Source organism: Thermoactinomyces vulgaris (assembly GCF_005886755.1).
GTDB classification, from domain to species: Bacteria; Bacillota; Bacilli; order Thermoactinomycetales; family Thermoactinomycetaceae; genus Thermoactinomyces; species Thermoactinomyces vulgaris.
Map to the genome: position 1 here is coordinate 2,398,916 of NZ_CP039710.1, position 25,184 is coordinate 2,424,099.

Below are 25,184 nucleotides of genomic sequence, written 5' to 3' on the forward strand. Positions count from 1 at the left end.
CCCCGCAATGCCGCCTTTACACCTGTTTTCAGTTCTTCAGATCAACAAATTCCAATTTCAACTGTGTTGTCGGGTGAGGAACAAAGCCGGTGATTTCTTTTCGCCCAGCAAAGCTTACGGTCGCATGCGCGATGGGAACCCAAGGCGCATCCGCTTTGATGATTTCCTGTGCTTGTTCATAAAGTTTGGCACGTTCTCCCTGATCGGTTAAGCTTTGCGCCTGAATCAAAAGATCATGCACGGCATCACTTTTATAAAAAGCAATGTTTCCGGCGTCAGGCATCCGCGTGTTGTCTTTATCCAACAAGACGTACAAGAAGTTATCCGGGTCTCCGTTGTCCCCGTTCCACCCCATCAACGCCATTTGGTGTTCCCCTTTTCCGGTCTTATCCAAATACGTTTGCCAGTCATAAGTCACAATTTTGGCCCGGATGCCGATTTTGGCCAAATCCGCCTGAATAAATTCCGCAATTTTCTTTCCGTTCGGCATATACGGACGGGGTTCGGTCATCGCATAAAATTCCACTTCAAAACCATCCGGATAGCCAGCTTCTTTCAGCAATTGCTTCGCTTTATCCAAGTCATATTCATAATCTTTCACTTGGTCATTGTATCCCCACATCATGGAAGGCATGGGGTTGACGGCCGCCACGGCCTGGCCTGCATAAAAGTTTTTGATAATGGCGTCTTTATTCACCGCATGGTTGATCGCCTGCCGCACTTTGACATTGTTCAACGGTTCCTTCTCGGTATTTAAAGCCAGATAACCCACATTCATGCCTTCTTGTGCGTACAGTTCAAAGTTTTGATCCTGTTTGACCAGTTGGACATCATTGGGGTTGAGTCCGTCCATCATGTCAATATCCCCTGATTTCAATGCAGAAAAGCGGGCCGCATTATCCGGAATCGATTTAAAAATAACCCGGTCCAGTTTCGGCTGACCTTTTTTCCAATAGTTCTCATTTTTCACGAGCACGACCGTGTCATTTTTCTTCCAGCTTTCAAACTTGAAGGGACCGGTTCCGACCGGATGTTGTGCAAACTTCACCGGATCTTTTTTCACAGCCGTCGGGGAAGCAATTCCGAACGGAGACATGGCCAGGTTGCTGAGGAAAGGCCCCAATGGCTTTTTCAGTTTAAACTGCACCGTATATTCATCCTGGGCGCTCACGCTTTCAATCAAATGGCCTTCATCCCCTTTAAACCCGCCAAACATATATCCGTAGTAGGGAAATTCCCCGCCTTTATGCTCAGGATGTTCCGGATCCATCCAACGTTGGAAGTTATAAACCACCGCTTCGGCATTAAATGGAGTGCCATCATGGAACTGGACGCCTTTTCGCAAATGGAATGTCCATGTCAGTCCGTCTTCGCTGGTTTCCCAACTTTCAGCAAGTCCCGGAACCACTTCGGTTGTTTTTTGGTCATATTCGACCAGGTTATCAAAAATCTGGTCTGTCGGCTTAAAAGATTCTCCATCCGTCACCTGAATGGGATCCAATAATTTGGCGTCGGCTCCCCTCCCATAAATCAAAGTCTTTCCGCTTTTCGCCGAATCTTTTTCGACACATCCGGCCAGGATGGTGGAAAAAAGGAAAATGGCCATCACACTGACAATCCAAAAACGCTTTTTCATATTTCGTCCTCCTTTATTGGTTTTTCGTTTGATTGCATCGTCACGTTTTCCCGATCAACCACCTCCCCCATCAAGTCAAGGGATCTTCTTTTCATCCCTCATGAACCAAGTGGCAGGCAACCAGGTGTCCGCCGCCGGCATCTTTCAACTCCGGGCGTTCCTCCTTGCAACGGTCCGTCACATATGGACAACGCGGATGAAACGCGCAGCCTTGCGGGGGATTTTCGGGACTCGGCACATCGCCCTCAAGAATTATGCGTTCCCGCTTGGCTGTCGGATCCGGAACGGGAATGGCCGACAACAGGGCCTGGGTATAGGGATGCAACGGCCTTTCATAAAGCTCGTCGCGCGGGGATATTTCCACCATGCGCCCCAGATACATCACGCCGACCCGGTCGCTGATATGTTTGACAACACTCAAATCATGCGAAATAAAGAGATACGTCAGTGAAAACTGTTCCTTTAAATCCATCATCAGATTTAAAACCTGCGACTGGATCGACACATCCAATGCCGATACCGGCTCGTCGGCAACAATCAGTTTGGGTTTGGTCGACAATGCGCGGGCAATCCCGATCCGCTGCCGCTGCCCCCCGCTGAATTGATGGGGGTAACGGTCACCGTGAAATGCATTGAACCCGACCACCCGAAGCAATTCTTGCACTTGTTCTTTTCTTTCCTTGGGCGTTCCCATGGAATGGACGATCAAAGGTTCCTCCAGGATTTCGCGCACTTTTTGCCGGGGATTGAGGGATGCAAAAGGATCCTGAAAAACCATTTGCAAGTCTCTGCGGGCTTTTCTCATCTCCTCTTTGTCCAAGGCAAACAAATTTTTCCCGTTAAATTCCACTTCGCCGCCGCTGGGTTCAACCAAACGGATGATGGTTCGCCCGGTCGTCGATTTCCCGCAGCCCGATTCCCCGACAATCCCCAACACTTCTCCTTCTTCAATGGCGAAACTAACGTCATCCACCGCCTTGACTTCCCCGACTTTTTTGCTCCACAATCCCCCGTAAACCGGGAAACTTTTCTTTAAGTTTTTCACGTTAATCAGTGCCATGTACCGGTTCCTCCCTCTGATGCAAAAAACAGCGGCTGTAATGGTTCTTGTCTGTTTCGGTAAGTTCGGGCGTTTCTTTGCGGCAACGATCCATGACAAATTCACACCTCGGCGCAAACCGGCATCCTGCGGGCATGTTCCGGGGAGTCGGCACCTGGCCGGGAATGGCATACAACCGTTTTTTTCTTTCTTTCAACTTGGGAATTGACTTTAACAATCCCCGGGTGTAAGGATGCTTCGGATTGCTAAACAGACGGTGGCGGTCGGTTTCCTCCACCACTTGCCCGGCATACATGACCACAATGCGGTCACACATTTCCGCGACAACCCCCAAATCATGCGTGATCATTAAAATCGCCGTTTGATACTCTTCATTCAATTGTTTCATCAAATCAAGAATTTGTGCCTGAATGGTGACATCCAGCGCGGTCGTGGGTTCATCGGCGATCAATAACTTAGGGTTTAAGATCATGGCCATGGCAATCATGACTCGTTGGCGCATTCCGCCGGACAATTGATGCGGATATTCACGCAAAATCCCCTTCCGGGAGATCCCCACTTTTTCCAACATTTCAACGGCACGGGCTTCCGCTTCTTTTTTGGAACATTTTTCATGCGCCCGGACCGCTTCCACCAATTGATTTCCAATCGTAAACAACGGATTCAGGGAGGTCATAGGTTCCTGAAAAATCATTGCAATCTCTCTACCTCGAATTTTCTGCATTTTTTTCTGTGAAAGTTTGGTCAGGTCTTGTCCCTCAAAACAAATGGAACCGTTGACGATTTTCCCGGGCGGTTGCGGGACCAGCCCCATAATGCTCAGTGAGGTCACGCTTTTTCCGCATCCCGATTCTCCCACCAGTCCGACGATTTCCCCCCGGCGGATGGTCAGGTCAATCCCGTCAACCGCTTGGACCACTCCTTTTTCCGAAAAAAAATGCAGCTTCAATTGCCGGATATCCAACACGGGCTGAGTCAAATGGATCACCTCAAACGATTTGCTAAAAACCTCTTAAATCCAATCATAAGCGGATTTTTTCTTTTAATTCCCATTTTTCCAATTAATTATTTTTTATTTTGAATAAAAATATTATCAATTCCTTATATTCTCTGTATAATCAAAAATCCCTTTTAAAAAATAAATCCTTTCCTTTCTACTTTTGGCCGCTTTCTTCCCCAAATGGAAAATACCCCCTCGTTTTTTCCATTAAAAATAATAGAAAACAGGGCGGATTGTTCCATCTGCCCTGTTATTTCAGATCCTCGTTTCCGTTTTTTAACCGGTAACCCATATGAAGCACGGGACCCACATATTCATTTAACGGAAATCCGCCGCGAATGGCTTCGGTGATGAAGGCTTTGGCCAGGCGAATGGCTTCCGAAACCGTTTTTCCTTTGGCCAATTCGGCGGTAATGGCTGCGGAAAATGTGCAACCGGCACCGTGAACATAAGGGGTTTCCACCCGTTCTTCTTCCATCACTTCGAAGGTACGGCCATCATAGACGACATCAACCGCTTTTTCGTGATCCAACTTACTTCCGCCTTTGATAATCACCACTTTTGCCCCCAGGTCATGAATGCGTGCCGCCGCTTCTTTCATTTCCTCCACCGTGCGGATCGGATGCATTTTGCTCAGCTGGCCGGCTTCAAATAAATTGGGGGTCGCCACGGTCGCCAGCGGAATCAGAATTTCCCTCAAGGCATCGGCTGTTTCGGGATTGAGCACCTCATCCGTTCCTTTGCATACCATCACCGGATCAATCACCACCGGGACCTCTTGGGAACGGATGGTTTTGGCCACATATTCAATGATCTCTACTGATCCCAACATGCCCGTTTTTAACGCATGGATGCCAATCCCTTGCAAAATCGTTTTTAATTGATCCTGAAATGTATCGAAAGGAATGGGGAACACCTTGTGATTCCATTGATGATCCGGATCCATCGCCACAATGGTGGTGATGGCTGACATTCCATAGACGCCGCGCTCCTGGAATGTTTTCAGGTCTGCTTGGATTCCTGCACCTCCGCTGCTGTCGGAACCTGCAATCGTCAGAACTTTGTATCTGGTTGTCATCTTCATCCTCCTACCTTTCGTCAGCTCAAAATTAGCTTAAACTTTCTCACATCATTTCACAACATTTTTCTCCATTTTCCATTGGAAGGAATTTTGCTAGAATGTAAGGCAATGACAGGGAGGGTGGAAGTATGAAACAGGAGCAAAAAATCGATTTATCCCATTATGTATCCAATCTTGATAAAAATGTATACACCATTTTTAATTTGCCTGAAGAAGTGATTGCCGTCATTTTTGCCTATGTGAGTCGTTCTTCAGCCAGCTTCCGCGACAATTTGCGAAAGCTGTTGTCCGATGAAGAGTTAAATGTCAACCTGAAGACGGCCGGTGCCGCCAAGGGGCATTCGGAAAAAGCGGCCCGCTTCCATGAAAAATGGGTTGTCGGTTACGGCCACAGCAGCGTGGCGGAACATGCCGTTGCACACATCGGAATTGAAAAGATCAGCCGGCTGGCATCGGCCGAATTGGAACTGTCCAACCCGTTTAACAGTTTCACCGAATACAGCCAGCGTTATCAGCGGCCAAAACGGGGCGATTTTTATGTCCCTCCCGTTCTGGAACAAAACCCCGGGTTGAAAGAAAAATTTTTGTCTTTGCAGGACAAAGCTTATGACACGTATGAGCAATTGCTCAGCGGCCTGACCGCGTATTTGGTGAAGGTGATCCCGCAAAAACCGGAAGAATCAGAGCGTGCCTACCGGATGCGGATTGAAAAAATCGCGTTTGAAGATGCCCGTTATGTCCTCACTTTGGCCACGTTCACCAACCTTGGCATGACCGGGAACGGACGCGCATTACGGGACACTTTGGTCCGTCTTCTGTCCAGCCCTTACGACGAATGCCGCAAACTGGCCAAGGAAATGGAACGGGAAATCAGCCAGGTGATCCCGACGCTGTTGAAATATGTAAAACCGAACGATTATCTGCTACACACCAGAAAAAAGCTAAAGGAGCTTTTCTTTGAACAAACAGCGTCTTTGCAACCGGTCCAAGGCCCGCGCGCCCGCATGGTTCACATTCCGGACTATGAAGAAGCTTTGACCGAATTGGTCACCCGTTTGATCATCAGCGAAACGGCTCTTTCTTATGAGCAAGCACACCAACAAGCCCGTTCGTATTCCAGAGAACAAAAAGAACAAATTGCCGAAACGGCTTTAAGCGAACTGCGCTTTTTTGACAATCCCCGATGGGAATTTGAACATATTCATTACCAGTTTGAATTGCTCATTTCCGAGGCAAATTGGCACCAACTGCTCCGCCACAACCGTCGCACGCACTTCAGCCATGGTTTGCCAACCATTCATCTCGGATATACCATCCCTCCCCACATCCGGGAAGCCGGACTGGAAGAACGTTACCAATCCTTCCTCCATGAAGCGGAAAACGTCTACCAAGACATTGAGTCATGGAATCCGGAAGCCGCCGCCTATGTGGTGACGAATGCGCACCACCGGCAAGTCACCGCCACGGCCAGCCTGTGGGAGCTGTACCATCTGATCAATTTGCGAACATCCCCGGAAGCTCAATGGGATATTCGCCAAACGTTTTTATCTTTGTTTGAAGAACTGAAAAACCACCATCCGGCACTGGCCAAATATGCACAGCGCCGGATTAATAACTGACCGCTTTGTCACGGCATGGAACCCGCTTTCATGCCGTGATGTATTATTCTGTTTCAGTAAAAGCAAAATATTCATGAATTACCCGATAAAAGGTATAATAGACTTATAACAGAAACGGAGGTGTTCGATCCCGTGTCCAAACCTTTTGCTCAAAATGAACTGATTTCCACCAGCGAGCTCAAGGAAATGAATAACCGCCACTTCTTTGATGATCTGTTGAACACCTGCAAAAAGCTCGGATTGGTCCATGACAATCAGTTGCGGGCCGTGATTTTGGATATAAAGACGTATGAAAAGCTGATGCACCGTTTGGAAGAACTGGAGGAAATCTTGGAGGACATGAAATGGAATGAAATGTTGCAGGAACGGATCCGGCTTCCTGAAACCAAATGGCTGGAAAAGCCGGAACAAATGTCCCGCCTTGCCTTCTTTGAACAAACGATCGACAAAGGGTCATCGTCCTCATGATTGAAAAGTATCACCCGCAATTTCGCGACGACTTGTTATTCATCGCCAGCAGGTTGGGACGAAAACGGTTCCAGGAATTTTTGATCCAACTGGATCGCGCCATTGTCCAAGTCATCCGAAACCCTTACAAAGCCGCCCGGTTAAAATATCCCCCGCTGACCGGATTCCGGAAGAAAAAATTTTTTTCCGTCGCTCGCCCACGCAAAAGACAACGCCCTGATCTCCGATTGATCTACCGGTATATTCCCGAAAAAAAAACCATCTATTTTGCAGCCGTCGGATTTCGTATTGCTCAAAAGCCCCGCAACCCCCATGACGTTTACCAACGGGCCAAGAAAAGAGATTTGTCGGAAGGAATCGAAAACAATTCATCTTCCAATTAATCACCTCTGTTCATTCGGATTGTTATATTCATCCAATGACGAAATGTATTTTTTTGTGATATAAAATAAATTGTGTAAATGTGTAAATTTCTTGAACAGAGGTGATCGGATGGTCGATCTATTAGACAAGTATGTACTGGCAATCAATGATGTGTTATGGACGTATGTCATCGTGGCTTTGTTAATTGTTGCGGGTTTATATTTTACCATTCGTTCCCGCTTTGTCCAATTCCGGTTTATCAAAGAAATGTTTCGTTTGCTCGGCGAAGGAATGGGAAAAAAAGACGGGATTTCATCGTTTCAGGCATTTTGTATCAGTACGGCATCCCGCGTCGGCGTCGGGAATATTGCCGGTGTTGCCATGGCAATTGCAATCGGCGGTCCGGGTGCTGTTTTTTGGATGTGGCTGATTGCCCTCATCGGCAGTGCCTCCGCATTCATTGAAGCAACCTTGGCGCAAGTTTATAAAGTAAAGGACGGGGATACGTTTCGCGGCGGACCCGCTTATTATATGGAAAAAGGGCTCAACAGGCGGTGGATGGGGATTTTGTTTGCGATCCTGATCACCTTGTGCTTCGGCCTTGTTTTCAACTCCGTACAGGCAAACACCATTACGGTGGCTTTTGAATCCACCTACGGCATCAACCGGGCCGTTCTCGGACTCATCATTGCTGCGGTTTTTGCAATCATTATTTTTGGCGGAATCAAACGGGTGGCCCGCTTTACAGAATGGATTGTTCCGATCATGGCGGTCATCTATATTTTGCTCGCTCTTTATGTCGTGTTGACAAATATTACACAGTTGCCGGCCGTATTCAAGCAAATTTTCGCCGGTGCGTTCGGGCTGGAACAAGCAATCGGCGGCGGAATTGGTGCGGCCATGATGCAGGGGATCAAGCGCGGACTGTTTTCCAATGAAGCCGGAATGGGTAGTGCGCCGAACGCGGCGGCAACCGCCACGGTTTCACATCCAGCCAAACAAGGGCTGATTCAAGCTCTCGGCGTCTTTGTGGATACATTGATCATTTGCAGTTGTACAAGCATGATTGTCTTGTTCTCCAGCGCGTTTACCCACGACAACCTTTCCGGCATTGAAATTGCCCAATTGGCTTTGAACCAGCAAGTGGGTGTGTGGGCGGAACACTTTTTGACCATCAGCATTCTCCTGTTTGCTTTCTCCTCCTTGATCGGCAACTACTATTACGGAGAAACCAATATCGAATTTATTCGCGAAAACAAAACCTGGCTGTTGATTTACCGTTTGGCCGTAATCGCCATGGTCATTTGGGGCTCCATCACTCAAGTTCAAGTCGTTTGGGATCTGGCCGATTTATTTATGGGCTTAATGGCGATTCTCAACCTGATTGCCATCCTCCTTTTGGGAAAAGTGGCATTTGCCGTGCTCCAAGATTATCATCAACAGCTGAAAGAAGGGAAAAACCCGAGTTTCGCCAGCGATCAGATCAAAGACTTGGCCAATGCCGATTGCTGGGAAAAAAGCGAGTCCGCCCGTCGGACAGGATGACACCATCCCCCGCCCGGGGGATTTTTTCATTTCTGAAACGAAGGGAAAAAACGGTGTTTCTTCATGATTTCATCCGGATCTGCCCCATACATTTGCCAAGCTTTTTCCTCCGCGGGAATGCGAATCAAATAAAGGAAAAGGAAGTTTACGAGAGGAAAAACGATCAACGTGCCATAGGCTCCGAAACAAAGCGGCAACAAAACAAACTCCAACAGGACCACAACATAATTCGGATGTCTTACGTAGCGATACGGGCCGCGGTTTTGGGGCTTCCTGCCAGGAATCACATAAATCCGTGTGTTCCAGAATTTCCCCAGAGACCGCATGACCCATATCCTTAACCCTTGCACCCCCAGAAACAACAGAAACGGCACCCACCACCATGCAACCGGCTCCGTCCTTCCCCATCGTCCCTCCAAAAGCAAACTGAGAAAAAAGCATCCATGAATCAAAACCAGCCACGGATAATGTTTTCCGCCGTATTCAACACCACCTTGTTCCCGGATCCACCGGGCGTTTTTTTGTGCAATCCGCAGTTCATAAAGCCTTTGCACAATGACCAAGACCCATAACAGCCAACTTCCCCAGGCCGGCATGATCATCCCTCCTTATCCCAATGCAACAAAGATAATTCCAAACTGAAACCTGGTCCCATCGCTGCCATGAGGCCGTAACTTCCCGCAGGATGCGTTTGCATGAGCTCCCGTTCCAAAAGAAACAAAACTGTCGCTGATGACATGTTGCCGTAACCGGCCAATATTTCAAAGGCTCCGCTCAAGCTCCCGGGAGGAAGATTCAACGCTTTTTGATAAGCTTCCAACACTTTTTTCCCACCCGGGTGGGTTAGAAATACATCGATTTGTGATAAAGGGACCCCGGCTTCATCCAAAAACCGTTGCACCACCGGCTTCACTTTTTTCAACACCAGTTCGGGAATGCTCCGGGAAAAAATGACTTTTAATCCGTCCCCGGTCAAGTCCCATCCCATCACCTCTTCCGTGTCCGGCCACAAAAAACTTTGTGCCCCGGTGATTTCCGGAAATGTCCCGTCCGGAAGCGAAACCTGATCCCCGCAGATCAAAACGGCGGCCGCCCCGTCCGCAAACAACGAAGTTGCCACCAGGTTGCTTTTGGAATGATCCAAGGGACAAAAGGTCAAACTGCAACATTCCACGGCAAGCAGCAATATTTTTTCCGATGGATTGGCTTTGGCAAATTCATAAGCTTTGGATAATCCTGCCACCCCTCCGGCACAGCCCAATCCCCAGACCGGGGTGCGCTTCACATCGCTTTTCATCGACAACCGGTTGATCAAACGGGCATCCATACTGGGCGTTGCAATCCCGGTCGTTGAAACAAACACCAAATGATCGATATCCTCCGGGGTCCATCCTTGCTTATCCAGACACGTTCGGATGGCCTTTTCCCCCAGTTCGATCGCAGTTTCGACGTAAATCCGGTTCTTTTCCGTAAACGGGTGTTGTTGTTTATACCAAGAGATCGGTTGGCTGATATAACGGTTGTGAATGGAAGCATGATCAAAAATGGACATGTAACGTTCGATTTGCGGAAAAGATGGGGCAAAACATTCCCTGGCAAATGTTTGGGCTTCTTCCTGTTTCACGGAATACGGGGGGACTGCGGTTCCCACGGCAAGGATTTTGGGCATGACAGACACTCCTAAACAAGTGAAATTGTTTAGGAGTATTTTTTTACTTTTCCCTTCAAAACATACTGTTTTTTATCAATTGAAGACTGGCGGTTATTTTCGCAGCCATTTTTCCAAAAGAAAACGCAAAACCCCGACCGCCAATGCAAAGATGACGGCAAAGAGCATGCCGGAGGAATCCTCTTGGGTCATCGTCAAATAAATCATGGTCCCCCAAGCAATCCCCTTGACCAGGGAGTGCCAGATAAATGAACCGATCATCAAAACGATAAACAAAATGATCCCGGTGGAAGTCGACTCCAAATGCCTGGAGATCACAAACGTTAAAAACAATGTTTCAATAATAGGAATCAGATTGGCAAAAAGCCCAAAAATTGCTTTGATCAGGTTCCCCAATTTCTGTCTTCCTCTCTGTCGAAAAGTGGAGAAGAACCGATCCTTCAACCGGACCGGTTCTGTTTTGCTCACGATCAGTTGGCATTTTCCGAAGGCGGATTTTCATATAAAGTACGATCCATATAATCCGAAATTTCTTTGTCCACCTGTTCAATGGGAAGTGTCTCCCCGTCATGGTAAAGAGCGTTTAATCCCCATTCCAATCCCCAATTCATGGCTTCATCTTTCTCTGCCGTGCGATGGTCCGCCGGCTTGCCGTCGGGCCGGTACACGACCGGCGGTTCATTGGTGACCACACATGTCGTTACATCGCTCCGGCCTTTCCGCTTGGAGCGGATGTAAACCGCTGCATTTCGTTCAGGCAACGATTCCACCAGACTGGTCTTGATATATTTCCGCGTCAGGCTTTCCACTTCATCCGAACCTTCCGTCTGACCGCAACTGATGACCATCCCGATATAGGAACGGATCGCTTGCATCAATTCTTGATTTTCGAAGTGATCGATCTCTCTGGTCACAAGCCCCAGCCCAAACGGATATTTTTTATCCTCTTGCAAAATCTCGGTAAGGAGCGGAATTTGAACCATGTGGGCTTCTTCCACCAGCATTAAATGGAATTTGGAAGCAGTGTTCCGTTTTCGTGCTGCCTGATAGTAAAGGTTGATCAAATAACCGACCAAAACCCGCAAGTTGTAGTCTTTGATTCCATTGGTGTCAATCAAGACAATATGTCCTTCATCCATATACTTTTGGGGATCCAGGCTCAACCCTTTCTGGCAGAACAGACGGCGCAGCGTTGAATGTTGCAAGATCCGGTCTAACCGGTACAGCACCGGCTCCACTTCTCTTTTGATTTCCTGCTCATCGGTGTTGACCCAGAAGCGTTTGATATAAGGATCTTGCACGTTTTTGACCACTTTTTCCCTGAACTGATGGTTTCTGAACAGATCATCGATGCCCAAAATCGTATGGGTTTCCTTATCTTCCAACAGGCTCTGCACCGCAATTTCAACGAGCCGGCGCGAGCGTTCAACGGATTCTTCTTTAAATTCAAAGTCCACTAGTATGGTGGCCAACTGTTGGGCCATCTGTCCGGGGATGACGTTCTCCGGACAGTGAAGCATATTCAAAGCCGGAAGATGAGTGGTATCATCCGACAGATTCAGGTGATGGATTTTCTCCCGGGGGAACTTCACGCCGAATTTTTCTGCGATGCGCAGACGGTTTTCAATGATCGCCACCAACTCTTTGGCCGGGTCAATAATGGTGAAACCCGGGCTTTCATCCGGATTGTCAAACCACTCATCCAAAAGTGACTGGACCATGTCCATCGCGACACTGGATTTCCCCATGCCGCTGGCACCCGTTAAAACAAAATGTTTGTTTAACTGTTCAAAGTTGACGCGCACTTCCCGGTCATCAAAAGGATGTTTCAATTTTCCGATTTTCACGCCCTCCGTCAATTCGCCCGGCTCCAATGTCCTTTCGTTTTCTTGCAAATGGGCCACATATCCCCGCGCGTTGGGGCCATCTTCTGCCGGAGGACGATAAATGTAATGATTGGCCGGAGGCAAATGGAACAAGCTCGAAATCTCATCCGACGTCCAAGCCATCAGGGTCAACGGCCAGGGAATCGGAACCAGGTTGTTGTCTTTCATGGGATTCCACCAAGGTTGGCGGATAAAACGGAGTTCCCCGTCATACTTCATCGCGGTTTGAACCGACTCTGCCGTTGAACGGACCACCGCTTCCGCGTTTTCGTGATTGGACCAGATGGAAAGGCGCACTTGAAAGGAAAGTTCACGCCCGGTCAAGCGTTGAATCAAACCGGCGCGACGAATCCGCTCTTCCGGTCCCATGTCTTTGTTCTTTTTGCTGGTCAACAGGCTCCGGGCACTTCCCGAACGTTCCTCGACAGCCCGCCAGCTGACCGGGGAAAATTGCAAATCCAAATAGGTTCCGGAACGCAAACAGTTTAAAATGCTTCCCAATTGGCTCTGTTTGCTTTGGAGCAACGAGGTCAAGGGATAACCTTTGGTTTTGAATTTAAAGATGAAGTGTCCGCCGGTCCCCCCTTTTTTCGGAGTGGGGAATTCTTCCTCTTTGATGTCATGCAACTCTGCAGAAGGATAAACACTGCGCAAGGTGTCCTTTACACTGTTCTCCTTGTCCTCGGGGTAAGCCAGGTAAATGCCGATCTGGTTGCTGCCCTCCGGAATGGCAAACCGCCAGCGGAACCAAGGGCGCCCGTATTGGACACGCATGCGGATCGGGCGAATCATGCTCCCGAAAGTTCTTGTCAATTCTGAGATTTTATCCAAATCCAGTTCGGTGTCGTATGAAGGCAGAATGCGTAAATATTTCACTCCCTTTTTGGCCCGGCTCCGATAATGGGATTTGGTGGACCAACGCCCGGCCAAAACGGCAATGACAATCAAAATCCCGAGTAAAATCAGCCAGGGAAGTACGGCAAGCGCCCAGATTCCGATGGATGAGAGCGTATCCCATGCCAAGTTGGTCGCTTTACCCGCCGTTTCGGCTTGATCACTTTCCCCGAACAACTCTGCGAGAAACTTCCACAAATACAAGATCCCGATCACAGATGCCACGCCGATAACCGTGTAAAAAAACCATTTGGCGACCTGACGCATCTGCTCTTCACCGCCCTTGGGCACATTATTCCAAGGAAACAATCCAACCCCACCTTTCTTTTAACTCCGTCCAGTCCTGTATCAGGCATTCTCCCGCTGTCCTTCTTTCCCTTCACCAATCAGAAGCAAGGATTCATTTTTTCAGTATTTTCATCGGATCAACCACTTGCCCGTCTTTTAAAATTTCAAAATGCAAATGGGGACCGGTGCTCCATCCGTTGGAACCCACCTTGGCAATCACATCCCCTTTTTTGACTTCCTGTCCGACACGGACTTGGACATCTTGCGGATACATATGGGCATACAGGGTTTGGTAGCCGTTTCCGTGATCAATCACGATCTTCCAGCCATACCCGCTGGATGTCCTTGATTCCACCACCACACCGCTATTGCTGGCAAAAATGGGGGATCCCAAAGGTTTGGCAATATCAATCCCTTCGTGTTTGCGATACACCTTTTTCAAGGGGTGAAAGCGAAGCCCGAAAGGGGACGTCACCTTTCCCCCTTCCACCGGCCAGAGAAACCCGCCGGAAGCAAGGCCGTTTGCTTTTGAAATCACCGGCTTGGCAAAGGATTCAGCGTATTCTTTGACTTTCAGCACATAATTCTCATAGTCATGGTTGTATTGCCAGACCGGTCCGCCACGGGCAAACCAATCTTTTCCCTCCTGATAATTTCTCGCCAAATAATGGGCGGTGGAATAAATGGCATCAACCGGGTTGTTCGGATCCGCTTTGCCGTCCTGATCCCCATCGACCCCATATCCACCGTATTTTTCAATCAATTTCGGATCCGTGATATCCACGGAATCGGGCAAATCCCCCAAACGCGTTCCGCCCGGGTAATCCCATCCGACCCACGTCTTATCCATGAATTGCGTGTGTCCCTTCGCTCCTTTGGAACTTTCCCTCAAATCCCGGCCGAAATTGGTCTCAACTTTGTGGATGGCAGCCAGGATTTGCCAAGGCACGCCGTATTTTTTCCCGGCTTCCTGATAGATGGGCAAGTAGGCTTCCGCCTCTTTCGGAAAACCTTCCGCCACTTCCCATTGTTCCATTTGATTTGTTTTGGAAGAGGAAGATGAAAACAAACTGACAAACACCGCTCCCAGAACGGAAATGAAAAAGAAAACAAATGTGGCCATCCCCATCAAACAAAGGAAGACAAACCCTTTGACATTCCGGGACAACCCTTGATTTCTCCGGATTTGACGGCGGCGGAGGGCGGAAAGTTTCGGTCTAGTCAAAACTTCCACGCACTTCCACCTCCTGTGCAATCCAATTCCCGTTTTGCTCCGTCAATGTCACCTGATAAACCCGCTCGATGGGAATGGTTTTTCCGTTCTCGCTTTCTTCGGCGACGGTCTCCGCCAAACACCGGACTTCACCCGATTGCTCCTGGCAATGGAGATTGTGGATTTCTTTCAACACGCTGATGAATTTCACGCCTTTTTCTTTCAGGAAATTTGTCTCCTCTTCGAGCAAGGCCAACAAGGAATCCGAGGCATAAGGCTTCACTGACTGAAGCCACCGGTCCACCTCATCTGTATTGCGGTTTGCATAAGCCCGCATGAAAGCATCTGCCGTTTGTTGCGCCTTTTGGAGCTGCTCCGGTGACAAAGTGGGTAAAACCTCCTCCGGGTTTGCGGTTTGTTCCGGTTGGCTCTGAGGCTTTTTATCCTGCTGACCGGCATTTCCCACCCAGCCAAGATGGATCAGCAGATACTTGGCTGAAAACCCGGCAACCACAAAAACAAACAAAACCAATAAAAACAGGCGACGGCGTCCACTGGGCAAATTTGTGTTAAACAATCATTTTCCCTCCTGTTTGCCAAAACCGCCGATGCAAACCAGCAGCTATTTCCGCACTTTGATCTTTCCGGCTCGTTGCGCGAGTGTTTGGGTGTACTTGGTCATCTGTTGGATCGGAATTTGGATATTAAATTGCCCTTTCAAGCTGTCATCGATTTTGCCCATGGGGGCTTTCATGATGCTGAACAATTCCTCCCGTTTCCAAATGACACCAATCACCAAAATCAGTTGCATGGCAATGGTCCAAATATAACCCACCTGTTCCGGCGGACTCATTTGATAGAGGAATTGCGAGATGGTAAGCAACATGCTGAAGAAAACACCGATGATCAATTTGATCAACTGATAACCGACAAACTTTTTAAACCAACTGACGGCAACACTGGACCAAGACGGGTTTAACGCGATCAAAAAGGCAAAGGGAGCAAACAAAGCAATCAGCACGAACAAAAACTGATACACAATCATCGCTCCGGCAATGATGAAAAAAAGCAATCCCAAGATAAAATGGGAAACACAGAGCAGAATTAACAAGGTTAAGCGTTGGAAAACCCCGTCCTTTTTCACCATCGGGTTGTTCATTTCTTTGGCTTCATATTCCACGGCCTGTTCCCGTGCCGTGCTTCCGGGTTTAAAAGCCAGGATTTTTTCGATTCTCCCCCGGGTCAACTCGGAATCATTGGAAGTTTTTGCATACTGCAACATGATGTAAGGTTCATAAACCATCATATTGTAGAGCTTGTCGGAAATGACCAGGGACGAAACCTCCGCGGGGTAATTCATCTTATCTTCATCCAGGTCTTCCTGAAATTCAATGCCGACCCCCATCAACTCTTGGCTCAGGCCGCTGCTGATTTCATTCAAATATTTCATCACACTGCCGGCATTGGCAAAAAAAGCGATCCCCAGGATCAAAATGGCCACACTGGTGAGCATTCCGGTCAGAGCTTCCGTTGTGTTTTTCTTAATCAATCCTTTGTATGCAATCCAAGCTCCGGCAATAATGATCATCAATGTCATAAAGTTGCCCATCAATCCTGTGTTTCCGTAACCCGCCCCGGTAAAGCCGGCCAATTGCTGAACCGCTTTTTCCACAGCATCGGCAAACTGATCCACCACATCAAGGGAAAAGGCATTCTCCACAACCAAAATCACGGTAAAGTTCCACGACAACAACGCTTGCCAGATAAAGTTGTTAATCTCGTTGAGCAGAATGTACGCCTGATTGGATATTTTTGTGTCCCATTCAAACATGGATGTCTCGTCGGTGTAAATTTCAAGGTTATACTGGCTGGGCTGATATTTGGCAAACCGCACATCATATCCTTTGGCTTTGGCTTTTTCAACTTGTTCCTTCGGGAAAATCGTCAACAAATCGGTAATCAGGCTGTAGCCATCCGATTTTTGTTGCTGCTCTTGCTCTTCCTGGGCCATGGTGACGGGATGATTCCCCAGCATGCCGGCGATCAGTATGAAAACAACAAGAAATCTTAGCAGATTTTGTCTTCTGTTCATCGAGCAGGTCTCCTCCGCTTTATTCTTTATCGGAAACCCCTTTATGGGACAGATTGATATGCATCCGGTTGCACATCTTTGGGTCGTTTTTGCTTCCTGGAACCGGGACGGGTGTCGAAAGCCTCAAACAGCCGCTCTTCCAAAACGCGGATTTCGACTTCATTCACCCGCTTCTCCAAATCGGACATCAAACAGGTTCCGGTCGGCAAGCTCCGAATCGTTTCAATGTTTTCTTCATTCGGCTCAATGCCGAGGATATGGCAGGCCGCTTCCGCTTCTTTTGCATCCCGGCACCGGAAAACAAACCGGCACCCCAGATTGGACCGAATCTCTTCTCCCAACAAATCTTTGGCGTTTTGGCTGATTAAGTAGATGGCGGCGTTCTTGCTGCGCCCGGTCCGTACCAATTCTTCCAAAATCGCTCTTCCTTCACTGACTTTCGCCAATCTCCATGACTCATCAAACAATACCAGCTTAAACTCATTCGACGACTGGTTGGAAAAGCGGCGGGAAAAATCGGAAATCGCCATCAAGAGCGCAATGGCCATCCGGCCATAATCGGATTTGCTTTCATCCGGAAGTTTTAAATCCTCCACCTGCAAAATGGTCAAACGCATGGACAGATCAATGGCTTTTTGCGTGCCATCTCCGAACAACAGCTGGCCTTGCCCGGATGTTGCCAGATAGCTTAACACATCCACAATCTCTTCCAGGCTGTCCTGCCGTTTTTCCGGGGCTTCTTTGGTCACCTTGCGCAATTGATCAATGACTTTCATCATGCTCGGGTCCGGATGTTTCAACACTTCATCGACAGCCTTTCCAATCACAATTGCCTCATAAGTGCCGTCTTCGGACCGCGCCAAAAACTGCAGTATTTTTTTGGCCGTCTCGCCCGCCGCTTGTTTTTCAGACGGGCTGACCACGCCCGCCAACGGATCCAGCTTCCCGCGGTCTTCACTGCTTGCCCGCAGGGTGACCACCCGGGTCATGTCCTTTAATTCCGGCAGTGCATCCACCCAGTGCGCCCGCTCATCTTTGGGGTCAAAAATCAGCACTTTGGCACCGTTTAACAGCGCTTGATAGGCAAGCAAGTTGGCCCCCAGCGATTTTCCGGCCCCCAATGCCCCGATAAATGCGGCGGAAGCGGTCGTGCTCAATTTTTTATCCTTGGGGCCCCGGTCATGTTGGAAAAAGACCGGCAAATTGCGGGACATCCCGATAAAATGACCTTGTCCGTCCCCGAGCTGCCGGGTGGCTCCGATCATTCCGGCGGCCACGGCAGCCGGCTCCATGTAATGAATATAGTCGTGGATGTACCTTTTCGCACCGGGAATGAATTCATTAAATCCGCGCCATTGGTCTCCGTAGGGAACTTCCACTTGAATCATCATGTCACTGTACAAATCTTTCACCAGCTGAATCCGTAAGTTCAACTCTTCAAGCGAAGAAGCATAGACACATAAAACGACAGAAGTTGTGATTAATGGAAATTTATCGGTTCGCAAATGGTTTTCCAGTTCATTGGCATCCTGGCGGCTGTGCAAAATGTGATATGCAGTTTCCACGCCGCTTTCCGCTGCGTGTTCGTCCTCGGCTTTCAGTTCTTTTTTCTTCTTCAACACCTGGGATAACGCTTTGGCGTACTCGATCGTCTCCGTCCGGACGGAGGCCTCCACGGGAAACGAAAGGTTTTGCAGATGATATAACCATTCCAATCCCGGAAAAGGCGATTTATCAGGGATGTGAGAAATCGTCAGAAAAGCCATATATCCTTTTTTGTTTTCTCCCGACACGTGTTGCTCAACGATCAAATTCCGGCCGTGCGAATCATCAAAACGGCCTTCTGCCAATGTCAAAATATCCCTGGCCGGACGAATTCCTTTTTTCCCTTTGACTTCTGCCGGAAGAGCCTTGGGTTTCCAATCTTTCCGCCGCGGCGCTTCCCCGATCCCGCGATAAAATCCCCGACGGATCAACCATTCCAAGTCAGCGGTATCCACACGTCTGGCACGCAAATAACCATTGATCCTGGAAAAAATCATTTCCTCCTGCACACGATACGCCTGGATTTCCTCTTCGAAAACCTCCGGGGCGTCCGTTCCGGCTTGATTGTTTAAATACCTTTTAAAATCCTTCCAGATATAACGGAGCTCATTCAAAAAAGAAAGCCCTTTGACCGTGGCTGGCTTCAACTTGACGCCCATAAAAAAACGATTTTGGTGTATTTCTTTTCCGCGTAAATGTTCCACTGCCGCCTGAATATGCTTTTTTCCCGTCTCTTTCAATTCGTCACACAAGCCTGTCTCCATCGCCCGGCGCTGCTCTTCCAGGCTTTGGTATTCAGGCACAACCAATGCATGCGTATCTGCATGGATATTCCAATAAAAAGCCTCCAAATTCGAATGGAGGCTGAGCTTATCATCCATTGACCGATAATCATAATTAAACCGCTGTAACTCATAATAAGCATAAACGGCTCCATCTTGCCCGAAAACCAAGTTATCTTCAAAATACTTCACGGGAAAAGGTATGCGCGTCACGGCAACTCCCTCCTGGATGCAAATCGGTATGATACTTCCCCTTCGTATTGATACGGATCTCTAGGTTTTTCAATTTCCTTGTAACGCGCAAAGTGATGCGGACTGAAAAAATGTTCGATCCATCGTATGATAAACCGGTGCGGCGCTTTGCCATCCAGCGTTTTTCTTGTAAAAAACCACGAAACCAAGGCTGGAATCCCTATAAATTTCACAAGAAAAAAATCGATCCAGCTGACCGGCGGAAACTTGTTTAAAATCACCATCACAATCAAGGCTCCGACAAAAAACGCCATTTGCCGGTAAGATACCGGTAATGGTAAATGGATTCCCTGTATGGAATAGACGGTTTTTTCAATGCGAAAAACCTGGTTGTACACACGAATTTGCTTCATTCCAAATAAGCCTCGAACAACCAGCGAAATCCGTCGGAACCAAGTGATGAAATCAATTCGGGTTGGAAAATGAAGACGCTGACCAGCATCGCAAACAACGCAAAACCGATGAACGCAGTAAATGCGCGTTTCCAAAACAATGTCAAACTGATAAAAATCACTGCCAGAAAAAACAACGATCCGATTTCCGCCCCGAGCGTTTCCTGGAGTTTTTCGCCAGGGCCTGCTGCAAGTAACATCATATGTGCCATCTCGTCAGACCTCTCCTTGTTCCGTACTGATTACATACCAACGCCCGCCCTCTTTGACGAGCTCAAAGCGGTAATGATCCGTGATCTTGGCTCCCGAAGCCAGATCCTCAAGCAAGACATCGCAATCGGCAAGATAGACATCCTGTTTTTTACGGACGGTAAGCTGTTTCATTTCGGAAAATGACATGATTCCGGTCAAACCGGGCAAAGATTGATTGTTTTTTTCGAAATAAGCAATTTCTTCAGATGTTCCGGTGGTATACACCTTCCAAAAAGATTTCATGAACTGTTCCACTTCGTCACGAATCTTTTGGTCAACCGCTTCCCCGCCATTGTCTTTCCCGCTCTTTTCCTCCTCAGCGGGTGCCTCTGCCACCGGCGGCGGGATAAAACGGGGGTATCCCACGACGAGATAAGACTCTCCGGCTTTCTTGACGGGAACAATCATATACCGGTCCACTCTCTTTTGGTCATTGGGATTCTTCACGTTGCTGAGAATGGTTTCGGCATATACCGTCACTTCCGTCACACCGGACCGGTCATCCCTTTCTTTGACCGCCCATGCACTCACGTTGCGGGCGTAAGAATTCCACTGAACCTGTTTAAAATCAAGCCCCCCTTGCACATCCATATTCGGTTTCCAAAAGGGCTTCAACCGCTCTGCCCTGGATTCCTCTTTTCCTTGCGTCCAAAAAAGATATTCTCTGGCGAATTGTTCCGCAAAAGCAAGTTCCCCGATGACAGGCTGTGTGTTTTTTTGTGCAGGTTCTCCTCCGGCTGCTTCCAATTGGCGCGGGGGCAACTGAATCAAGCCGAATTGAATGGCCAAAACCACCGTGGAAACACATGCCGTGTAAATAATGAGCAGCCAAAACAAAATCCTCGGAATCTTGCGGCGAATGATCGGCCGTTCCATTTTTCTCCTCCTTAATGATCTGAGAAGTCACTCAAGTTTTGTCATCTGTTCTGCCTGGATAATGTATCGTTTTGGAGCCGGTCCGACATATGTGAACGGATAGCAGGTTGTCAGGGTAAGTACCGGTTTTTCATGCGGGACGATCACTGTGCGGTCATCCGGGGTGGTGATCCATGTTTTGGTAATCGTATATGCAAATTTGCCGTATTCAGATTGGACGATCAATGAATCTCCCGGCTCCAACCGGCCGATTTTGCGGAACACCGTGTCCCGGTGTCCCGATAAAACGGCGTTATCCGGTTCTCCCGGAAGCACACTTCCGGCATAATGTCCGACTCCTTTGTCCAGCTCATCCTCATGCGTTCCCTCAATGATCGGCATTTTGGCCTCCAACGCGGGAATGATCAAATCAGCAAAATGTTCCCCTTTCTCCGGCCTTTTCTCCTCGGGGACAATCAGCCAATCCTCTTGCGGTGAAGAGCCCGTTCCGGCCTCCACCACCGCTTTGGGAACGGCCTCCGACGTGGTTTCCACCGTTTGCCGTTTCAGGAAATACGAAACCCCTGAATAACCGGCGTAAAAAGCTCCCAAGATCACAATCGAGAGAGCAACGGCTTTGTCCCATTTCAAGACGATTCCACCTTATTCTTGCGAAGCACGTAAACGGAGCCCAGCATGGACAAAGCGCTTCCCAGCAAAACGCCGTTTAAGTCATTCCCGGCGGTATCCGGCAAAACCCCGCCTTCTTCCGTTTGCGGCCGGTTTTGCTTCTGATTTTGTTCCTCGTCACCGGCTGCAGCCAAATGCTTGGTCTCAGCCCCGGCGTTTTCTTTATTTTCAGCGTTTGCCGCTTTGGGCGAATATTGCTTCTCCTCGATGGACTCTTTTGGCTTCGTCACTTCGGAGACAATCTGGTTGGCCACCGGGCTTTCTTCCCGGTCGTGGGATGGTTTCACTTCCTCTTGCTGTCGGGATTCAGGCTGTGCGGATTCTTTGGGAACTTCTTGAAGATTCGACACTTGCGGACGATTTTCGTCTGAGGATGAATTTTCCATGTCTGATGGATTATCGGATGATACCGCTTCTTTTTCCTTCACTTTTGGAGAATCGGATGGAATGACCGCTTTGCCGATGTCTTCAGGAATTTCTTTCATGGAGGGAAATTCTTTCTCTGCTGGTTGATGATCCTTTTCAGGTTTCGGGGTTTCTATCTTATTTTCCAATTCCACCGGTTGGTCCGACAATTTTCTTTCCAATTCTTTTCCTTCGGACTGCGGTTGCTCGATTTTCTGGTCCGGTTTGCTCGGAGGCTCATCCAACGGATGTTGGCCGGGTCCGAAATCACTGTTGGCAAAAGCGGTTCCCACTCCCGCCGACAAACCCGTCACCAAGCAGACCGACAACGCCGCAGCCATTTGATTCACGTTTTTTCCTGCCAACGGCTTGGGTTTGCGCCGGTTTCCCCTTGGATTGGGATATTCAAGGTCAAACTGCCTCAACAGGCTGGAGTAAAGGTTTCGCGATTGAACATCTGTACGAAACGACTCTAAAATTTGTTTGGGATCTTTCACTTCAATCCCTCCTGTCCCTCATTAAAAATAAACATTGAAAGAAAAACTCCATGCCAAACCGATTTAATCAAACATCAGGCGGCTTTTCATCCGCCCGGCACAATCACTTCTTTATCAAAAATGGGAGCAGGCATCCTCCCCCCTTGTAAAAACCGTCGTCATAACTCTTCCTTTTCCATATAATATTACATAAATCGTACTTTTTTCAACACAATTTCGTAAAATTTGCAGATGCGAATTTTTTATCAATTTTATTATTTGGCTCACATTTTTTCTGTCGGGACTCGCTTCATCGACAATGTTATTATTTATAAAAATAGATGAATGCGATTAAATCATTGTTTTTATTAATTGATTATTAAATTTTTTACATAAAAAATGCCGTCTTTCTTCATCTGCAACATTGCAGACCCAAAAAAACGGCAATTTTTGTGAACTGATTTTTCTCCTCGTGGTTCAAGCTGTCCAATGAATCATTCTTTTCTCTAAATTTCCTGTAAAAAGCTCCAGCACGATGCCATCCGGATCTTTAAACTGGACGGACCATCCTCCTCCCTGGAAAACTGGTTCCCTCACCATCTCCACCTGATTTTTTTTCAAAAGGGAAACTGCATGAAAAAAATCCGGTTCGCGGATGGTAAAAGCCACATGGTCCATTCCGGGACCCGATGCGGCGGAACTTTCTTCCGGCCTTTCCAATAAGCAAATCCAGGCATTCCCCCATTCCAGATAGACATCCTTCCGGCCTTTGTGCACCAGTTTCATTCCCAAAAGACCGCAATAAAACCGGAGGCTTTGCTCCAAGTTCCTCACTCTCAAAGTGAGGTGATTGAAACCGCTGACGTTCATCCACTCTTCTCCTCCTTTTCCGTCACACCATCACATGGAGTGTGTATGTCTGGCTTCCGACCAGGCGACGGTAGGAATCCACCATTTGGTACGGGATTTCAATGGAGTAGGACTGTTTAAACAGGTTGGGGGAAAGACGCAACCGGTCTTTTCCCTCCCAGATCCACTCATACCGCTTCCCTTGATAGAAGATCCCGTCTTTATACAACGGGAAGGTATTTTCCCCGGGTTCATTGAAGCACACAAAAAGCGACAACTGATCAAAAAATTGCAGCAACCGGAAGTTGCGGGCGATATTTTCTTCTTCAGTTTCCGTGAAATATTCACGCAACTGATTTTGTCTGGCCAATTCCTGCTCCCGGAACCTGCGGCAGGCGGGATCGGTCTCATTGGTAAAAAAAGAAGCATAATGCTTGCTGCATAAAAAACCGGCATAATGATCATTGGCAACCACTTTGGAAATCCCCCGGGTATAGGCTTCCAATTTGGGCAATAACGGATAATCGTAAAAGCTGACCGGACAATTGTTTTTTTCATCCCAAAGCACGGAGCGGTCCAGCTCTTCCCACCCGATATCATGGTGGGAAATGGCAAACAGCGTTTTGGCGAGGGGCTGAACCGGCTCATCAATATGCGCCGCCATTTCCCCTGCGATCAACGCATGGTCGTGTTGTTTGATCAAAATGAAATAATTTCCCCGTTTTCTGACGATCATTCGAAGCCCCTCCTTTTCAAGCCCTTCACATCGCTTTATAAAGCATCATTCATAAACAAAGCCGCATCGGGTTCCTGTTCATCCGCCGACTGATCCGTTTTTCCTTTTTGCTCCGATTTGCACGCTTCTTCTATCAACTTTACAAGGGCTTCGTTGAAACTCAGATTCCGTTTTCGGCAATAATGCTCAAACGACCTTTCCAAATCCCTCGGCAAAATCACCACCCGTTCCGACTTTGCAGTTTGAACCTGATCCACATTTTGCTGTACAAACCGTTGAAACACATCCATCATGGCTTCCCCCTTTCTTGTAAAAAGAAAAGCCAAACTTCCAAAACAAGAAATTTGGCTTCCGGGTCTCACTCCATCTGCTCCAGATCCAACGGGTTACCCCACTCGTTTTCATAAATCAGTTTCGACAAATCCAACCGGGATTTCCAACCTTTCTCTTCCAACATGGGTTTGGGACGAAATTCAACCGGATAGCCGATGCAAAGATAGGCAACCAGCCGGACTCCTTCCGGCAACTTCAAAAGTTCCTCCGTTTTCTCTTGGTCCAAAATGCTGACCCAGCCGATCCCGATGCCCTCGGCACGGGCCGCCAGCCACATGTTTTGGATGGCCAGACACGTGCTGAACAAATCGGTCTCCGGCATGGGACCGCGCCCCAACACAAAAGGGGCATCGCGATTCCGGTCACAGGTGACCGCCACATTCACCGGCGCTTCCATGATCCCTTCCAACTTTAAATCCCGGTACAACTTTTTCCGCTCTTCTTCCGGGATTTTTTCCAATTGCCCCCGGTTGGTCTCGATAAATTGATCTTTTATGGACCGGCGCAATGCATAAGAGTTGACAAAAATAAAATTCCACGGCTGCATAAATCCGACCGAAGGCGCAAAATGAGCCGCCTGTAAAATTCTCTTCAATGCATCTTTGGGAACCGGCTTGCTTGAAAAATGACGGATGTCCCGACGGGCTCGGATCACCCGGTAAATCACTTCCTGCTCCTCTTTGGAAAAAGTATCGTGCAAACGAATGCCTCCCTCATTTTTCCCGGTGACAACAATGTCTTGCCGGACATTCGCTTTCGGTGGCCGGAACCTTGTTCGGCCCTCACTTCTATTATATTCCTTT

General features: G+C 48.2%; 25 protein-coding genes. 4 read left to right on the forward strand and 21 right to left on the reverse strand.

Going from position 1 to position 25,184, the window contains the following annotated elements:
• Nucleotides 1-28: 28 nt before the first annotated feature.
• The 4 genes from FA954_RS12260 to pdxK all read right to left on the reverse strand — a co-directional run bounded on the left by FA954_RS12260 (nucleotide 29) and on the right by pdxK (nucleotide 4,774).
• Nucleotides 29-1,636: an ABC transporter substrate-binding protein gene (locus tag FA954_RS12260; protein WP_037994109.1), complete on the reverse strand. Its 1,608-nt coding sequence runs from the start codon at nucleotides 1,634-1,636 to the stop codon at nucleotides 29-31.
• A 91-nt stretch (nucleotides 1,637-1,727) separates the two neighbouring features.
• Nucleotides 1,728-2,696 carry an ABC transporter ATP-binding protein gene (locus tag FA954_RS12265; protein WP_037994190.1) on the reverse strand — a complete coding sequence of 323 codons (969 nt, stop codon included), beginning with the start codon at nucleotides 2,694-2,696 and terminating at the stop codon, nucleotides 1,728-1,730.
• Nucleotides 2,683-3,675 (reverse strand): ABC transporter ATP-binding protein, encoded by a 993-nt coding sequence (locus tag FA954_RS12270; RefSeq protein ID WP_037994188.1) that lies wholly within the window; start codon nucleotides 3,673-3,675, stop codon nucleotides 2,683-2,685. The genes FA954_RS12265 and FA954_RS12270 overlap by 14 nt, the downstream gene beginning before the upstream one ends.
• 271 nt (nucleotides 3,676-3,946) lie before the next feature.
• Nucleotides 3,947-4,774 (reverse strand): pyridoxine/pyridoxal/pyridoxamine kinase, encoded by an 828-nt coding sequence (pdxK, locus tag FA954_RS12275; protein ID WP_037994107.1) that lies wholly within the window; start codon nucleotides 4,772-4,774, stop codon nucleotides 3,947-3,949.
• Nucleotides 4,775-4,905: 131 nt separating this feature from the next.
• Here pdxK and FA954_RS12280 point away from each other — a divergent pair, with 131 nt between their 5' ends.
• The 4 genes from FA954_RS12280 to FA954_RS12295 all read left to right on the forward strand — a co-directional run bounded on the left by FA954_RS12280 (nucleotide 4,906) and on the right by FA954_RS12295 (nucleotide 8,772).
• Nucleotides 4,906-6,396, forward strand: coding sequence for an FAD-dependent thymidylate synthase (locus tag FA954_RS12280; RefSeq protein ID WP_049719650.1), 1,491 nt, complete (start codon nucleotides 4,906-4,908; stop codon nucleotides 6,394-6,396).
• Between the two features lie 132 nt (nucleotides 6,397-6,528).
• On the forward strand, nucleotides 6,529-6,864 hold the full coding sequence (locus FA954_RS12285; RefSeq protein ID WP_037994104.1) for a hypothetical protein: 336 nt from the start codon (nucleotides 6,529-6,531) through the stop codon (nucleotides 6,862-6,864).
• Entirely contained in the window at nucleotides 6,861-7,247 is a 387-nt protein-coding gene (locus FA954_RS12290) for a hypothetical protein (RefSeq protein ID WP_037994102.1), read from the forward strand. Before FA954_RS12285 ends, FA954_RS12290 begins: the two co-directional genes overlap by 4 nt.
• Nucleotides 7,248-7,356: 109 nt before the next feature.
• Entirely contained in the window at nucleotides 7,357-8,772 is a 1,416-nt protein-coding gene (locus FA954_RS12295; protein ID WP_037994101.1) for an alanine/glycine:cation symporter family protein, read from the forward strand.
• 26 nt (nucleotides 8,773-8,798) lie between these two features.
• On the opposite strand, the gene FA954_RS12300 is transcribed toward FA954_RS12295, so the two are convergent.
• The 17 genes from FA954_RS12300 to bluB form a co-directional block, all read right to left on the reverse strand.
• Nucleotides 8,799-9,368: an isoprenylcysteine carboxyl methyltransferase family protein gene (locus tag FA954_RS12300; RefSeq protein ID WP_049719647.1), complete on the reverse strand. Its 570-nt coding sequence runs from the start codon at nucleotides 9,366-9,368 to the stop codon at nucleotides 8,799-8,801.
• A 2-nt stretch (nucleotides 9,369-9,370) separates the two neighbouring features.
• The gene (locus FA954_RS12305) at nucleotides 9,371-10,441 is read right to left on the reverse strand and encodes a type III polyketide synthase (RefSeq protein ID WP_037994099.1); all 1,071 of its coding nucleotides are present in this window, start codon (nucleotides 10,439-10,441) and stop codon (nucleotides 9,371-9,373) included.
• 93 nt (nucleotides 10,442-10,534) lie between these two features.
• Nucleotides 10,535-10,837, reverse strand: a complete 303-nt coding sequence (locus FA954_RS12310) for a hypothetical protein (RefSeq protein ID WP_037994096.1) — start codon at nucleotides 10,835-10,837, stop codon at nucleotides 10,535-10,537.
• A 74-nt stretch (nucleotides 10,838-10,911) separates the two neighbouring features.
• Entirely contained in the window at nucleotides 10,912-13,530 is a 2,619-nt protein-coding gene (locus FA954_RS12315; RefSeq protein ID WP_037994094.1) for a helicase HerA domain-containing protein, read from the reverse strand.
• Between the two features lie 91 nt (nucleotides 13,531-13,621).
• Complete coding sequence (locus tag FA954_RS12320) at nucleotides 13,622-14,743, reverse strand: peptidoglycan DD-metalloendopeptidase family protein (RefSeq protein ID WP_121874378.1); 1,122 nt, start codon at nucleotides 14,741-14,743, stop codon at nucleotides 13,622-13,624.
• A complete protein-coding gene (locus FA954_RS12325; protein ID WP_037994092.1) occupies nucleotides 14,727-15,299 on the reverse strand; it encodes a hypothetical protein in 573 nt (190 codons plus the stop codon). Before FA954_RS12325 ends, FA954_RS12320 begins: the two co-directional genes overlap by 17 nt.
• A gap of 45 nt (nucleotides 15,300-15,344) precedes the next feature.
• On the reverse strand, nucleotides 15,345-16,814 hold the full coding sequence (locus FA954_RS12330) for a CD3337/EF1877 family mobilome membrane protein (RefSeq protein WP_037994090.1): 1,470 nt from the start codon (nucleotides 16,812-16,814) through the stop codon (nucleotides 15,345-15,347).
• A 41-nt stretch (nucleotides 16,815-16,855) separates the two neighbouring features.
• Entirely contained in the window at nucleotides 16,856-19,354 is a 2,499-nt protein-coding gene (locus FA954_RS12335) for an ATP-binding protein (protein WP_052186651.1), read from the reverse strand.
• Nucleotides 19,351-19,746 carry a TcpE family conjugal transfer membrane protein gene (locus tag FA954_RS12340; RefSeq protein WP_037994089.1) on the reverse strand — a complete coding sequence of 132 codons (396 nt, stop codon included), beginning with the start codon at nucleotides 19,744-19,746 and terminating at the stop codon, nucleotides 19,351-19,353. Before FA954_RS12340 ends, FA954_RS12335 begins: the two co-directional genes overlap by 4 nt.
• Entirely contained in the window at nucleotides 19,743-19,997 is a 255-nt protein-coding gene (locus FA954_RS12345; protein WP_037994088.1) for a hypothetical protein, read from the reverse strand. The genes FA954_RS12340 and FA954_RS12345 overlap by 4 nt, the downstream gene beginning before the upstream one ends.
• A gap of 4 nt (nucleotides 19,998-20,001) precedes the next feature.
• Nucleotides 20,002-20,913, reverse strand: a complete 912-nt coding sequence (locus FA954_RS12350; RefSeq protein WP_037994087.1) for a conjugal transfer protein — start codon at nucleotides 20,911-20,913, stop codon at nucleotides 20,002-20,004.
• Nucleotides 20,914-20,940: 27 nt separating this feature from the next.
• On the reverse strand, nucleotides 20,941-21,543 hold the full coding sequence (locus FA954_RS12355; protein ID WP_049719641.1) for a class D sortase: 603 nt from the start codon (nucleotides 21,541-21,543) through the stop codon (nucleotides 20,941-20,943).
• Entirely contained in the window at nucleotides 21,540-22,484 is a 945-nt protein-coding gene (locus FA954_RS12360; protein ID WP_037994086.1) for a hypothetical protein, read from the reverse strand. The genes FA954_RS12355 and FA954_RS12360 overlap by 4 nt, the downstream gene beginning before the upstream one ends.
• A 456-nt stretch (nucleotides 22,485-22,940) precedes the next feature.
• The gene (locus tag FA954_RS12365; RefSeq protein WP_037994085.1) at nucleotides 22,941-23,333 is read right to left on the reverse strand and encodes a VOC family protein; all 393 of its coding nucleotides are present in this window, start codon (nucleotides 23,331-23,333) and stop codon (nucleotides 22,941-22,943) included.
• A gap of 22 nt (nucleotides 23,334-23,355) precedes the next feature.
• On the reverse strand, nucleotides 23,356-24,048 hold the full coding sequence (locus FA954_RS12370; protein WP_049719639.1) for a DUF3891 family protein: 693 nt from the start codon (nucleotides 24,046-24,048) through the stop codon (nucleotides 23,356-23,358).
• A gap of 35 nt (nucleotides 24,049-24,083) precedes the next feature.
• Nucleotides 24,084-24,338 (reverse strand): hypothetical protein, encoded by a 255-nt coding sequence (locus FA954_RS12375; protein ID WP_131470855.1) that lies wholly within the window; start codon nucleotides 24,336-24,338, stop codon nucleotides 24,084-24,086.
• A 68-nt stretch (nucleotides 24,339-24,406) separates the two neighbouring features.
• A complete protein-coding gene (gene bluB / locus FA954_RS12380) occupies nucleotides 24,407-25,081 on the reverse strand; it encodes a 5,6-dimethylbenzimidazole synthase (protein ID WP_197051996.1) in 675 nt (224 codons plus the stop codon).
• Between the last annotated feature and the right edge of the window lie 103 nt (nucleotides 25,082-25,184).

Coding starts and splice junctions, on each gene's coding strand:
- FA954_RS12260 (WP_037994109.1), bottom strand. CDS start 1,636: ATGAAAAAGCGTTTTTGGATTGTCAGTGTGATGGCCATTTTCCTTTTT.
- FA954_RS12265 (WP_037994190.1), bottom strand. CDS start 2,696: ATGGCACTGATTAACGTGAAAAACTTAAAGAAAAGTTTCCCGGTTTAC.
- pdxK (WP_037994107.1), bottom strand. CDS start 4,774: ATGACAACCAGATACAAAGTTCTGACGATTGCAGGTTCCGACAGCAGC.
- FA954_RS12280 (WP_049719650.1), top strand. CDS start 4,906: ATGAAACAGGAGCAAAAAATCGATTTATCCCATTATGTATCCAATCTT.
- FA954_RS12290 (WP_037994102.1), top strand. CDS start 6,861: ATGATTGAAAAGTATCACCCGCAATTTCGCGACGACTTGTTATTCATC.
- FA954_RS12295 (WP_037994101.1), top strand. CDS start 7,357: ATGGTCGATCTATTAGACAAGTATGTACTGGCAATCAATGATGTGTTA.
- FA954_RS12300 (WP_049719647.1), bottom strand. CDS start 9,368: ATGCCGGCCTGGGGAAGTTGGCTGTTATGGGTCTTGGTCATTGTGCAA.
- FA954_RS12305 (WP_037994099.1), bottom strand. CDS start 10,441: ATGCCCAAAATCCTTGCCGTGGGAACCGCAGTCCCCCCGTATTCCGTG.
- FA954_RS12330 (WP_037994090.1), bottom strand. CDS start 16,814: ATGAACAGAAGACAAAATCTGCTAAGATTTCTTGTTGTTTTCATACTG.
- FA954_RS12340 (WP_037994089.1), bottom strand. CDS start 19,746: ATGAAGCAAATTCGTGTGTACAACCAGGTTTTTCGCATTGAAAAAACC.
- FA954_RS12345 (WP_037994088.1), bottom strand. CDS start 19,997: ATGGCACATATGATGTTACTTGCAGCAGGCCCTGGCGAAAAACTCCAG.
- FA954_RS12350 (WP_037994087.1), bottom strand. CDS start 20,913: ATGGAACGGCCGATCATTCGCCGCAAGATTCCGAGGATTTTGTTTTGG.
- FA954_RS12365 (WP_037994085.1), bottom strand. CDS start 23,333: ATGAACGTCAGCGGTTTCAATCACCTCACTTTGAGAGTGAGGAACTTG.
- FA954_RS12370 (WP_049719639.1), bottom strand. CDS start 24,048: ATGATCGTCAGAAAACGGGGAAATTATTTCATTTTGATCAAACAACAC.
- FA954_RS12375 (WP_131470855.1), bottom strand. CDS start 24,338: ATGGATGTGTTTCAACGGTTTGTACAGCAAAATGTGGATCAGGTTCAA.